This is a genomic window from Corallincola platygyrae, assembly GCF_039544265.1.
Taxonomy (GTDB): domain Bacteria; phylum Pseudomonadota; class Gammaproteobacteria; order Enterobacterales; family Neiellaceae; genus Corallincola; species Corallincola platygyrae.
Genome location: NZ_BAABLI010000004.1, coordinates 138,821 through 152,489 on the forward strand (window position 1 = coordinate 138,821; position 13,669 = coordinate 152,489).

Consider the following 13,669-nt stretch of genomic DNA (forward strand, 5'->3'; position numbering starts at 1 on the left):
TTTGGTCACATTATCTGAATCTTTGGCGTCTTGTTGTCGTTGACGTCATGGTTCTCGGTGCAAATGTCACCAGAACTTCGGCTGCCCCTACCGACGTAAAACAGCGATCCACCGCCCAAGGTTTAGCAAGCTCATCAGGGAGGCTGCTACATAGGTCAGCGCTGCCGCTTTTAGAATTTTTTCCGCATGCGCCAAGTCACCCTCGAGCAGGTAGTTGCCTTCCTTAAGGATCGGTAGCGCCTTGCCGTAGCTGGCATCGAACTCAACCGGAAGGGTCACCAGATGCACCACGGTTCCGAGTGCTATCGATAAAAGACCAAGCAGTATCGTAAGCGCGCCCGCTTGCGGCAGGCGGGTAAGCATAAAGACAATGGGCGCAGCCACCAGCAGAATGCCAGCAAATCGTTCGCCGACCATAGCAGCCTTGGCGAGCCGTTGCCGCGCTAAGAACAAGGATTCACCCCGTGAATCCTGAATGGCATGTCCCACCTCGTGGGCAGCAACGGTCACTGCTGTTAGAGAGTGGCCGGAATAGTTGTCGGGCGTCAGACGCACAGCCTTATCGGCCGGGTCATAGTGGTCACCGATAGAGGTCTCTTCGACTTTAACCTCTTCCAGTCCTAAGCGGTCAAGCAGGTGGCGGGCAAGTTCACCGCCGCTACCCCGTTCGCGGTAACGATCAGCCGGCTGACTGTACTTTTGCATCACGTGTTTGACCCACAGACCTGGCAGGAAGACGCATGTTGCGATGATGAGAATGATGATTATCCAGAACATGTAAATGAGTATGCCATAAGCATTCGTATGACAGTTAAAGCTTGTGAGTGGAGAAATGAACAGCAGGTGTTTGCCTGCTGAACTAACTTGTCCAAAGTGAAGCTGTGTTAGGCCATTCAATTGCTACACCTTCGACTAAAGTCTAACCCTCAAAATCCCCCATCTACGACCAAAGTCCAATACCGGGTTGGGCCATGTCGCACTAACGTTTTCCGTAATCAGTTGTCATTGGGCTGTTATCTGTCTCTCGGCGGAACAGTCCACTAGCCAGAGCGGAGATCAACATGGCAGATAATAAGAACGGTGGTTTGGTTTATCCCAGCGACGGGATAGTCAATAACGCTAACGTGAAGGACTACGACTCGCTTTATCAATACTCCATCGAGAATCGTGAAGCATTCTGGGCCGAACAGGCGGAAACCCTGCGTTGGATGAAGCCATGGGGCAAGGTACTGGATGACAGTAACAAGCCTTTCTACAAGTGGTTTGACGGTGGTGAAATCAACATTGTTGATAATGCCATTGACCGTCATCTCGACGGCGAAACCCGAAACAAACTGGCGATTATCTGGGAAAGCGAAGCGGGGGCCGTGCGCTCATTCTCCTACTATGCGCTTAACCGTGAGGTCAGCCAGTTTGCCAATGTCCTGAAGAGCATGGGGGTGCGTAAGGGAGATATCGTCACCATCTACATGCCACAGGTACCTGAGCTGGTGTTTGCCATGTTGGCCTGTGCCAAAATCGGCGCGGCGCACTCTGTGGTGTATGGCGGCTTCAGTTACGAAGCATTGGCAGCTCGTATTGAGGATGCTGACAGTCGGGTGCTGATCACCGCCGATGGCGGCTTCCGCCGTGGTAAGCCGATCAACCTGAAGGCTATCGCCAACGAAGCGATGAAACGTTCGCCCACGGTGGAAGTGTGTATCACGGTGCAGAACAACGGCATTGAGGTGGAGATGGAGCCAGAGCGTGACTTCTGGTACCACGACCTGCAGGCGCTGCCGATTGCATCACCCAAGTGCCCAACTGAGCCAATGGATGCCGAAGACCCGCTGTTTATCCTCTACACCTCGGGTACCACAGGTAAACCGAAAGGCATGCTGCATACCCATGGCGGTTATGCCGTGTATACCTCGACCACTCATCGCATGATGTTCGATATTAAACCCGGCGATCGTTATTGGTGTGCTGCAGATCCCGGCTGGATCACCGGCCACAGTTACATCGTTTATGCACCACTGATTAATGGGGCCACCGTGATGATGTATGAAGGTGCGCCTAATTACCCATACCCCAACCGCTGGTGGCAGATGGTAGAGAAGTACGGCATAAACATTCTCTATACCTCACCGACCGCTATTCGTGGCCTGATGCGCTTCGGTGATCGCTGGCCACAGCGTCATGACCTCTCCAGTCTGCGTTTGCTGGGCAGTGTGGGTGAACCCATTAACCCCGAAGCCTGGCGCTGGTATTACGATGTGATTGGCGGCGGTCGCTGCCCGATTATCGATACCTGGTGGCAGACAGAAACCGGCGGCGCCATGATCTGCCCGCTACCTGTTACCCCGCTCAAACCCGGCTCTGCCACTAAACCTTTCTTTGGCAATGAAATCGGCATTGTCGATGATGACGGTAACGACGTTCCAGCAGGGGAAGAGGGCAAGCTGGTGATTAAGAACCCCTGGCCGGGTATGGCACGCACCATCTACAAGGATGATGACAGATATGCGTCGCTTTACTGGGGCGACTACGCCGATAAGGGTTATTACAAGGCGGGCGATTCAGCCAAGGTGGATGAAGATGGTTACCTCTGGATCATCGGCCGCATGGATGAGGTGATTAAGGTATCCGGCTACCGCCTAGGTACTGCAGAGATTGAGTCTGCGCTTGTGAGCCACGCCTCGGTATCTGAATCCGCTGCCATCGGCCTACCACACGAAGTGAAAGGTAACGTCATTCACACCTACGTGATCCTTAAAGAGGGGGTCACCGCCGACAAGAACCTGTCGCAGCAACTTAAAGAGCATGTGGCGTCTGAAATTGGCCGCATCGCCATGCCTGAAGAGGTCACCTTTGTGGAGGCTCTGCCGAAAACCCGTTCCGGCAAGATTATGCGCCGGGTATTGAGGGCGAGGGCACTGGGTCAGGACGAGGGTGACTTGAGCACGCTGGAAGAGTAGTGAGGTCAGGGCCTCTGGCCTTGATCTTTAACAAGTTTGCTACACAAACCTTACAAATGTTAAGGATTTATGACAGGTGCAACTTATAATGCGCGCAGCCCAATGCTGGATGCGTCAGTTGTACAGCCAGCATCTATTAATTACAAGGAGAATAAAGATGCGAATTTCGTCTCTTGCCATGGCCATCGGCCTAACGCTGACCTGCAGCAGTGCAGGGGCTGCAGTCAAACTGCAGACAGTAGGCGACCTGATGGAAAACACCGAATTTTCTTTCGGTGGCTACATCAAACTAGACGCATTCTGGAGTGATTACAGTGACGGTAAGTTGTCTTCCAACAATATTGGTCGACAGTTCTACGTACCCTCTACTATCCCGGTATGTACTGACCCGAACGGTTGTGACGAGGGTGATACCACCATGGATGCACATGCCAGAACCACCCGGTTCAATTTCGGCACCGTAACCAAGATGGAAGACCACACCATCAAGACCTTCCTGGAGCTTGACTTTACCGCAACGCCGGGTGGTAACGAGCGAGTATCAAACAGTTATGAGCCTCGTATTCGTCATGCCTTCTTCACGTTTGATGACTGGCTGTTTGGTCAAACCTGGACCACATTCCAAAACACCGCGGTGCTACCTGAAGCAGTCGACTTTATTGGTGTATCAGAGAGTACTGTGTTTGAGCGTCAGGCAATGGTCCGTTACACCATGGGTAACTGGCAGTTTGCGCTTGAAAATCCTGAAACCACTTACACGCCCTATTCTGGCGGTGCTGATCAGCCAGGTGGCGGCCGTGTAGATAGTGACGACAGCATGCTGCCGGACGGCATTGTGCGTTACAACATGAGCACCGATTACGGCCAGTACGTGGTTGCCGGTATGGTGCGCCAGCTGGAATACGATGCGGCAGACAATGACGACACCACCGTCGGTTATGGTGTTAGCTTCTCCGGTAAGATCCCACTGGGAAAAGACGATATTCGCTTTATGGTGACAGGTGGTTCAGGCGTTGGCCGTTATCTTGGCCTGAACTTCATTAACGGTGCAGTGCTGGATGAAGACGGCGGCCTGGAAGCGATTGATAGTGTGGCTGGATTTGTATCTTACCGTCACTGGTGGGGAGATAAATGGCGCTCAAACTTCTACGTTGGCGGCATTGAAGCGGACAACGATGACCAGTACACCGGTATGTATGCGAATAAATCCGCCTACAGTGCCCACGCTAACCTGATGTACTCACCCGTGCCACGCATGACCTTTGGTGTTGAGTTGATGTACGCCGAGCGTGAGCTGGAGTCTGGTGATACAGGTGATATGACCCGTCTGATGTTTGGTGCGAAGTACGCGCTTTAATCGCGGCTACTAAACTTTGTTAAAAACGCTGGCTATTGTCAGCGTTTTTTTATGGCTGCGAATTTATTAAAGTAGCAATCAAGCTTGCTCCCATTTCAACGGAAACACCATTGATAAATCGCTCCCTTGTTTGCCTGGTTTTCACGCTATGGACATCCACCGTGTCTTCCGATGATATGGAAAACATCGCACCGTTTACCTCTGATGGCTGCAGTGCCTTTCCTGACGGCACCTTTGAGCAACAGGATTTATGGTTAAGCTGTTGCCATGCTCACGATGTTGCTTATTGGATGGGGGGCACCTATGAACAGCGTGAGCAGGCGGACGAAGAGCTGCGTGCCTGCGTAGCCGATTTGGGTGAGCCTGCTATCGGCCTGTTGATGCAAGCAGGTGTGCGTGTCGGTGGCACTCCATTTGCGCCGACCACATTCCGTTGGGGTTATGGATGGTCATTTCCGCGGGGCTACAAGCCACTAACGGATAGGGAAAGGCTGCAAGCTGAAAAATTGTTGAAGGACTATCTGGGCGGGGTGGTTGAAAAGCCCCCTCTAGAGGGAGTAGGAGAGGGCTAGGTTGTCAGAGAACCTGATTCAACCAAGTTCTCTTTTCTATGTTATTCGGCGCTTTTAGGCTTCAGCGCTGGCGTTACGTGCAGGCAGGGTTTTACCGTGCGTCACATAGATGCTCAGGCCAGTAACCAACAAACCACCTACCAGGTTGCCCAAAGTGACCGGGATCTGGTTCCAGATCAGCCAGTCAGCCACGGTGAACTCAGCCCCCAGCATCATGCCCAGCGGGAACAGGTACATGTTTACCACGGCGTGTTCGAATACCAAGCCGAAGAAGATAAAGATAGGGAACCACATCGCCACGACTTTGCCACCAACAGAGCGGGAAACCATGGCTCCAACCACGCCCAGAGACACCATCCAGTTACACAGGATCCCTTTAACGAATACAGTGATCCAGCCAGCCATGCCATGTTCAGCAAAACCCAAAGTACGGGCAGTAGACCCTTTGATAAATGCTTGGCCAACGGCGCCTGGTTCAACGGTAAAGGTCATGGTGAAGGTGAGGGCGACTAAGAAAGCCACTGAAAGTGCGCCGATCAGGTTACCCAGAGCCACTAAGCCCCAGTTACGTAGTACGCCGCCCATGGTCACCCCAGGACGCTTTTCAAACAGGGCTAGCGGTGCCAATGCAAATACGCCGGTGAGTAGGTCAAAGCCCATCAGGTTCAAAATACAAAAGCCAACCGGAAATACCAGTGCCCCAATAATTGGGTAGCCGGTTTGCACTGCTGTGGTAATGGCTACCGCCACAGCGATCGCCAGGATCGCACCCGCCATAATGGCGCGTACAAGGGTGTCGCGTGTGGACATAAAGACTTTGGATTCGCCCGCATCAATCATGGTTTGGGCAAGTTCTGCCGGTTTTACGTAAGACATAGTGATCCTCAATTTCCTATTTGATTTTTAATTCGTTATGCCTGCAGCGTGACCGCGCCACCACTGACCTTGACTGGGTAAGTGCTGACGTTGACGGTCGCGTTTTCCATGCAACTGCCGTCGCTCAAGTTAAAGCGCTGTTTCTTCAGCGGGCTGGCCACCCACAGCTGGCCGTCGTGTTCACAGATAATGCCTCGCGAAAGCACATTGGCTTTGGCAAAGGGGTCCATGTTGTCGATGGCAAACACCTGCTCATCGGCGCGAGGACGGAAGATGGCGATCTGCTGGCCGTTTACCAGTGCGCATACGCCTGTGCCCGGCGCTATCTGGTCGATTTCACACACGTGCTTCCACTGGCTCATGCCATCTCCTCCAGAGTAATTTTGAATTCAGGTGCTTTTTCTCTAATCGTTGCTGGTCGGTGCTGATCACGCTCCGAGACAAACTTGACGTTGTCATCGCGCTCGTCGCTATTGATGAAGTGTGCAAAGCGTGCGAGCTGCTCTGGCTTGTCGAGGGTGGCTTGCCACTCGCAGGCAAAACTGTCGACCAGGGTCTGCACATCTTTTTCCAACTGGGTGTTGATGCCGAGCTTGTCGTTGATGATGACATCGCGCAGGTAGTCGATACCGCCTTCAAGGTTTTCTAACCAAACCGAGGTGCGCTGCAGCTTATCTGCGGTACGGATGTAGAACATCATGAAACGGTCGATGTACTTGAGCAGGGTGTCCTGATCCAGGTCGCTGGCGAGCAGGTCAGCATGGCGTGGTTTCATACCACCGTTCCCACACACGTACATGTTCCAGCCAGCATCGGTGGCGATAATGCCCAGGTCTTTGCCCTGCGCTTCCGCACATTCACGGGTACAGCCAGATACGCCGAACTTCATTTTGTGCGGGGTACGAATGCCTTTGTAGCGGTTCTCAATAAGTACACCGAGACCGACGCTGTCCTGCACGCCAAACCGGCACCAGGTGCTCCCGACACAGGTTTTGGCCATGCGAAGTGCTTTCGCATAGGCCTGACCGGTTTCGTAACCGGCATCTATTAACTTGCGCCAGATCTCCGGCAGGTCATCTTTCTGGACGCCAAACAAGCCGATACGTTGTGCACCGGTGACCTTGGTGTAGAGCTTGTATTCTTCGGCGACGGCCGCCAAAGCTGCTAATGCTTTTGGTGTGACTTCACCACCTGCCATACGTGGAATCACCGAATAGGTACCATCCTTCTGCATATTGCCGAGGAAGTTATCGTTGGTGTCCTGCAGTTTTAGGTGGTCGTCGTTGAGAACATGTTCGCCCCAGCAAGACGCGAGCATTGATCCTACTGCTGGCTTACAGACTTCACAGCCGTAGCCCTTGCCATGCTTTTCTATCAGTTGTTCAAAGGTGGTGATCTTCTCGACTCGGATCAGGTGGAATAGCTCCTGACGGGAATACTCAAAGTGTTCACACAGATGGTTATTTACTTCGACGCCCGCTTTGGCCAGCTCGCTATTCAGCACCTGCGTGATCATGGGAATACAACCACCACAACCGGTACCTGCATTGGTTTCTGCTTTTACCGCTGCCATGGTGGTGTGGCCATCCGCTACTGCCTGCGCGATCTTGCCCTTGGTGACATCAAAACAGGAGCAGAGCACGGCAGAATCGGGTAATGCATCGGCTCCCATGGCGGGTTTTTCCGCTCCCGCATGGGCCGGCAGGATCAGGGTGTCGGGATGCTCTGGCAGATCGATCTCATTGAGCATCATCTGCAACAGGTTGCCGTAGTCTGAGGTATCGCCAACCAATACGGCACCCAGTAGTTTGTTGCCATCCTCAGATACGATCAGGCGTTTGTAGACCTCTTCCTGCTCATCCAGATAAACAAAGCTGCGGCTACCGGGAGTGCGGCCGTTAGTATCGCCAATACCACCGACATCTACGCCCAGCAGTTTCAGCTTGGCACTCATATCGGCCCCTTCGAACTCGCTGCTGTCGCCCTCGCTGTTTCCAGCAGTCAGGTGGTCAACAACGACCTGAGCCATCTTGTAGCCTGGCGCGACCAGGCCGTAGAAACGCCCCTGCCATGAGGCACATTCGCCGATGGCATAGATATCTTGGTCTGAGGTTTGGCAATAGTTGTTAATCGCAATGCCGCCGCGCTCGGCGATGGTTAGCTCAGACTGACGTGCCAGTTTGTCCTGAGGGCGGATACCGGTAGAAAACACAATAAAGTCGACGTCGAGCGAACTGCCATCGGCAAAGTTCATTCGTTTGCCGGTGTCGTTATTGATGATCTCCTGGGTGTTCTTGCCTGTGTGCACTTGCACGCCCAGCTGCTCGATTTTCTTTCTCAGTTGTTGGCCGCCTTGCTGGTCCAACTGTTCAGCCATCAGCACGGGGGCAAACTCAACCACATGGGATTGCATACCGAGGGCTTGCAGTGCTCCTGCGGCTTCAAGACCCAGCAAGCCTCCGCCAACAACAGCGCCCGACTTGCCATGTTTAGCTGCGGCGGCGATCGCGTCTAAGTCTTCGATGGTTCGGTAGACATAGCAGCCTTTTTGCTCTGCGCCCTGAATAGGCGGCACCCAAGGGTAGGCGCCGGTGGCCATAATCAGTTTGTCGTACGCGATCTCATGACCGGCCGCTGAGTAAACAATCTTTTGCTCGCGATCGATATGGGTCGCACGCTCGCCAAGCAATACATTGACGCCATGCTTGTCGTAGAAATTAGGTTTGACCAGAGACAGTTCTTCGGCGGTGTGATGACCGAAGTAAGAGGAGAGGTGAACACGGTCGTAGGCAACCCGGGGCTCTTCACAGAAAACGGTGATATCAAATTGCTTGGCGTCATCACGCTCAACCAACTCTTCGATAAAGCGGTGACCGACCATGCCGTTACCGACAATCACCAGGCGGGTTTTACTCATACGACTTCCTACCAAACCAAAAAATGATAAAACGCGCGGGATGTTATCGAGCTGTGAAAATGGTGAGGCGGGGTCAGATCAAACTGGTACGGCGATTATCTCTAAAGTGGTATCTAAAAAGTTACTTTAGGAGTAGGTCGGTGGTGATTAACGTGAGGCGCTAGACAACCTTGTTTACGTTAATGGGTAAACCGGACTTGTCCTTCCCATTTCCATTCCAATTCCAATTCAAACCTATTTTTCATTCCTCCGTTCTTCACTCCTCTCAATTCGTCAGACACAGCACCAAAAAGCAAGTGATAAGGCTAACAAGTGTGGTTTCTCTGACGTCAACACCACCTTTGAAGATCGATTGGTTGAGGTTGTGAAAAGCGCTGTTTTCTTTTACTTGCCCCCCTTAAAGTGTACACTCAAAAAAACGCATAACATGTTGTTTATAAAGATCTTTATGAGTTACGCGTGATTTAGTTTTGACTGTTCTATAAGAGATTAAAACAACAGAAACGGATAAGGGTTTAGGAGGGACCATCTATGAATAAAACGTACTTGATGGCAATTGGAGGGTTGGGTTTTGTTATTGGCGTTAGTGTCATCGGACTAAGTGCAGCAGTTGATGATTCAACCCATTCTGGTTTGCCAAAAAAACAAGCGATGGAAGATGACCCATTTATTGAAAGAGTTAATGGCTTGCCAGGTTCAGCAAACACGGATATTGCTCAACGCTCTGAGAAAGTAAAAGGCAATTTGGAACTCGCTGGGCCACCACCAAACGATGGCTCACCGGATAAGGCCACAATCATTTGGTCACAAACTGGGGGGATTCCCGCTCAGTATGCAGATTTAGAAAATCAGACCGTTGATCGACGATTTATCGAGTTTCAAACCGATACGTTTGTCCATGCCGCTATCGGTGATGTTTTTGACGTGACCATTCCACAGACAGCTGCGGTACTGGAAACCAAAGTTTCTTCGATAAAAATGCATGCGAACGGCGATAGAACCATCGTTGGCGAGTACACCGCCGAAGACGGTCAGCAATATGCGATCACTTTCACTCAGGGAGCGAACGCCCTCTTTGCCCACATAGGCACGCCTACCGACACCTATTTCATGGAAGGACATAACAACCAGGGATGGGTTCTGTCAGGAAGAGATCAGTCTTCATTGAAGACCTGGGAGCACACAGATGCCGTCACAATACCGGCTATCAAGCATGTGACGCCACCTCAAGGGTAAGTTTCATCATTTAACCAAACAACCAGCAACGTAAGTAAGGGAAATCACACCATGTTAGCTGTCCACCGAAAAGTTAAAGGTTTTGCAGCAGGGGTTGGGCTTTGCTCAGCTGCGCTTTTAACACCGCTATTTGCTTGCGCCAACGAAGTTGTTGACGTCATGGTCCTCTATACCTCTGCCGAGAAGGCGAGACAGAACGGCGCAATAGATACACATATCAACCATCTGGTTGCCGCTACTAACACCATGTACGCCACGAGCAACATGGGGATTCGTCTGAGATTGGTTCACAGCCGGGAAATGAATATTGCAGGCGTTGACCAGATGGGCAGCAATGAGCTCAGCCTGTTAAGAAGCAATACGACCGTCAGGAATCTGCGAACGCAATATGGTGCGGATGTTGTCACCATGTTGGCTGCATCCACTAACAGTATCTGTGGGATTGGCTATGTAGGAGGTGGAAGCAATGGCCGCTTTTCCTCATACGCCAGAGACTATGCCTACAACATGGTCGGATGTGGCGCCACCACGTTTGCTCATGAAATTGGCCACAATATTGGCCTTGCTCATTCTCGTAAACAGGGCGACACCGGCGGTGTATTCGATTACGGCCTGGGATACGGAGTCGACAACCAGTTCGTTACCGTGATGGCCTATCCCTCAGCATTTGGTACCTACAACAGCCTCAGCCGTTTTTCAGATCCCACCACATCAGCATGTAATGGCTATGCGTGTGGGGTGAGCAAAGAGTATTCAAATGGTGCGGATGCGGTTAGCGCGATCAATGCAGTCGCTTCCCAAATTGCCAACTGGTATCCAACCGAAGTTGACGGCGGAAATCCTGGCGATGGCGGCGAGGATTGCCAACTGCCAGCTAAACCGGGCAAACCTGTCGCCAGTGATATTGGCAGCAGTTCATATACCGCTGCCTGGAGTACAGCTGACAATGCGGCGACCTATCAGGTGCAGCGCTGGGCTGGTGCCTGGCAAAACTACAGTGTGACTACATCAACACAGGTTGACATTACCGGGGAAACCGGCGATGTCGCATATTCGCGCGTAATCGGCATCAACAGTTGTGGTGAACAGGGAGAGCCATCGGACTGGGTGAAAGTCGAGCTTCAATCCGACACCGGCGGTCCCGGAGAGGACTGTTCTACACCCGCTAAACCAAATCAACCTAATGCCGAAAACATCACCAGGACCTCTTTTGACATCTCTTGGGGTCAGGTCAGCGGGGCGGCAACTTATCAGGTTCTACTATGGAACGGTGCGCAGCGAGTGTGGGAGGAATACACCACAACTGCTGAAACTCAAGTCACGGTGACTGGCATCGCCGAAGATGTTGCTTATGTCGCTGTGGTAGGAGTGAACCGCTGTGGAACGAAAGGCCAGGCGTCATCTTGGATCGCTGTGACGATGCAGAGTGATCTGCCGCCTGACAACGGTGAAAACCTGATAAGTAATGGCAGTTTTGAAAATGGTTCTATCGCGGGTTGGAGCGAAGGGTTTAGTGGCCGTATCAACCTAATCGATAGCAGCCACACGGGAAGCTATGCTCTGGCAGCCAGCAACCGAACCAACTGGTATGACGGCGTGATGCAGGAGATGACAGGCGTCATTCAGCCATCCAAAACTTATGACATCAGTGCGTGGGTTCGCATGGCAGCAGGCACAGATAGGGTGCGTATTCAGGTTTGGTATCAGGATGGCGCTGGCGCGCATTGGCTTGATCCTATCCAGCAAAACGTCAGTGCAGATTGGAGCCAGCTAAAAGGCAGTATCCAGTTAAATGTGTCCGGCAACCTCCAATATGTGCGGTTGTTCATTATGGGGCCTCAGCCGGGACAGACCTTCTATTTAGATGATGTGACATTGACAGAGCGTTGATGGAAGTGAACGAGGAGCGGCAAAGCATACGGCTTTGCCGCCTGTCTTTTTGGGATAAGGAATGCAAGAGTTATGCTTATTAGTCGAATCACATTAAAGTGTTTGGCCTTTGCGCTGCTGGTTATAACGTCGTTTTGCAGTCAGGCAAGGCCTGATACCTACCTCGCCGCACAACCCGAGGTTTACGCTATTGGCGATTTGCATGGCGATTATTCGACCATGGTGAAAATACTGCGAGCAGCCAAACTAATCGATGGAAACAACAACTGGATTGGTGGCAGTAGAACCCTGGTGCAAGTGGGCGATCAACTGGACCGCGGTGACACTGAAAAAGAGATCCTTGATCTATTTGAGTCCTTAATTGTTCAGGCGCGTGATGCTGGCGGTAATGTATTGGTGCTCAATGGCAACCACGAGACGATGAATGTCGAGCTGGATTTTCGTTACGTTACCAGCGCGGGATTCAGGCAGTTCAGTAGCTACTATCACGCGGGTGTCTCTGATTCCGATGTCCTTGCTTTGCCGAGCTCTCAGCGTGGTAGAGCCGTAGCATTTAAGCCTGGTGGTCCTTATGCCCGTAAACTTGCGGAGCACAATGCGGCCGTGATGATTGGCGAAACCGTTTATGTACATGGCGGTATCACGACAACGCATGCGAACTACGGTTTGGAGAACATTAATGCCGAGATCAGCCATTGGATGAAGGGCAATGCGTCTCGCCCCTGGTCTGTGGGGGGCTCCGGTCCACTATGGAATCGAGATTTTGGCGGCGATCTGAGCAGTAGCGATTGCAGCGAGCTTCAACAAAGCCTGGACGCTTTGGGCGCCAAACGAATGGTTATCGCACATACCCGTCAAAACTACATCAACCAAGCCTGTAACGGCAGGGTATGGCGAATCGATGTGGGTATGTCCAACTATTACGGCGGTCGTCTGCAAGCGCTGAAAATCACCAACGACTCTTTGATTCAAATTGTTGAGTCTGACGGCAGTATCACGGATACCGGCTTTGGTGATGGTGATAACCCAATATGCAGTGCACCGGGACAGGTGGATGACATCAACAGCAGTGATATCACTGCAACCTCTTTCAGAGCGACTTGGTCCGCAGTTTCAGGTGCTGCCAAATATACGCCTCAGCTATGGATTGATGGTGCATGGGTGTCGCAATCTCCAGTCATGCAACCCGCTGTCAGTTATCAAGGTTTTGTTGGTGGTAGCACGCAGTACATCAGGGTGATTGCTGAAGCAGCGTGTGGTGCGAAAAGCGCAGGCTCAAACTGGTTGAAGGTTGAGCTGGCTAGCGGCGATGGCGGCGGTGGTGGTTGCGACACTCCAGAGCAACCTGATCAGCCCTGGGCGAGTAACGTGACGTCATCCTCTTATACTTTGCTGTGGAATAGTGTTGGTAATGCCACGTCTTACACCGTGCAACGCTGGAGCGCTAGCAACGGAGCATGGCAGAATGTTGGAACAACCACCGCTACCCGTTACGACATCAATGGAGAAGCCCGCGATAAGGCTTATGCGCGAGTTATACCGATCAATGCATGTGGTGAACAGGGCACGCCCTCTAACTGGGTGACAGTTGAACTGCAAAGCGGTGACGGTAGCTGTAGTTCAGCACCGTCTACACCGACCGGGTTGCGAGTATCAGGTGGCGTATTGAGCTGGTCTGCGACAGAAGGCGCAAGTTACTACAAAGTGGTTGGCTGGAATGGTTCAGCGTGGGAAACCTATGTCACCACATCCGAAACCCGTTTGTCGATTACTCAAAGCACACCGCAATATCTAGCAGTCAGTGCTCGTAATGACTGCGGTAAGAGTGATTACAGTAGTTACATCCAGGTACGATAAGATCAAA

10 protein-coding genes are annotated in these 13,669 nt (G+C 52.0%); 6 read left to right on the forward strand and 4 right to left on the reverse strand.

Going from position 1 to position 13,669, the window contains the following annotated elements:
* Window positions 1-87 precede the first annotated feature (87 nt).
* Window positions 88-897 carry a zinc metallopeptidase gene (locus ABEA14_RS01355; RefSeq protein ID WP_345337962.1) on the reverse strand — a complete coding sequence of 270 codons (810 nt, stop codon included), beginning with the start codon at window positions 895-897 and terminating at the stop codon, window positions 88-90.
* A gap of 164 nt (window positions 898-1,061) precedes the next feature.
* Here ABEA14_RS01355 and acs point away from each other — a divergent pair, with 164 nt between their 5' ends.
* From acs to ABEA14_RS01370, 3 genes are all read left to right on the forward strand, one after another.
* A complete protein-coding gene (gene acs / locus ABEA14_RS01360; RefSeq protein WP_345337963.1) occupies window positions 1,062-2,957 on the forward strand; it encodes an acetate--CoA ligase in 1,896 nt (631 codons plus the stop codon).
* A 157-nt stretch (window positions 2,958-3,114) separates the two neighbouring features.
* The gene (locus tag ABEA14_RS01365; protein ID WP_345337964.1) at window positions 3,115-4,314 is read left to right on the forward strand and encodes a DcaP family trimeric outer membrane transporter; all 1,200 of its coding nucleotides are present in this window, start codon (window positions 3,115-3,117) and stop codon (window positions 4,312-4,314) included.
* A gap of 161 nt (window positions 4,315-4,475) precedes the next feature.
* A complete protein-coding gene (locus tag ABEA14_RS01370; RefSeq protein ID WP_377776174.1) occupies window positions 4,476-4,886 on the forward strand; it encodes a hypothetical protein in 411 nt (136 codons plus the stop codon).
* A 54-nt stretch (window positions 4,887-4,940) separates the two neighbouring features.
* Here ABEA14_RS01370 and ABEA14_RS01375 read toward each other — a convergent pair whose 3' ends face one another.
* The 3 genes from ABEA14_RS01375 to nirB are packed head-to-tail and all read right to left on the reverse strand — an operon-like array spanning window position 4,941 to window position 8,679.
* Window positions 4,941-5,762, reverse strand: a complete 822-nt coding sequence (locus ABEA14_RS01375; protein WP_345337966.1) for a formate/nitrite transporter family protein — start codon at window positions 5,760-5,762, stop codon at window positions 4,941-4,943.
* A 35-nt stretch (window positions 5,763-5,797) separates the two neighbouring features.
* Window positions 5,798-6,124, reverse strand: coding sequence for a nitrite reductase small subunit NirD (gene nirD / locus ABEA14_RS01380; protein WP_345337979.1), 327 nt, complete (start codon window positions 6,122-6,124; stop codon window positions 5,798-5,800).
* Complete coding sequence (gene nirB / locus ABEA14_RS01385; RefSeq protein ID WP_345337985.1) at window positions 6,121-8,679, reverse strand: nitrite reductase large subunit NirB; 2,559 nt, start codon at window positions 8,677-8,679, stop codon at window positions 6,121-6,123. Before nirB ends, nirD begins: the two co-directional genes overlap by 4 nt.
* A gap of 531 nt (window positions 8,680-9,210) precedes the next feature.
* On the opposite strand from nirB, the gene ABEA14_RS01390 reads away from it, so the two are divergent.
* The 3 genes from ABEA14_RS01390 to ABEA14_RS01400 all read left to right on the forward strand — a co-directional run bounded on the left by ABEA14_RS01390 (window position 9,211) and on the right by ABEA14_RS01400 (window position 13,662).
* Entirely contained in the window at window positions 9,211-9,915 is a 705-nt protein-coding gene (locus ABEA14_RS01390; RefSeq protein WP_345337991.1) for a hypothetical protein, read from the forward strand.
* 51 nt (window positions 9,916-9,966) lie between these two features.
* Window positions 9,967-11,805, forward strand: coding sequence for a carbohydrate binding domain-containing protein (locus tag ABEA14_RS01395; RefSeq protein ID WP_345337997.1), 1,839 nt, complete (start codon window positions 9,967-9,969; stop codon window positions 11,803-11,805).
* A gap of 72 nt (window positions 11,806-11,877) precedes the next feature.
* Window positions 11,878-13,662 carry a metallophosphoesterase gene (locus ABEA14_RS01400; protein WP_345338002.1) on the forward strand — a complete coding sequence of 595 codons (1,785 nt, stop codon included), beginning with the start codon at window positions 11,878-11,880 and terminating at the stop codon, window positions 13,660-13,662.
* The last annotated feature ends 7 nt before the right edge of the window (window positions 13,663-13,669 follow it).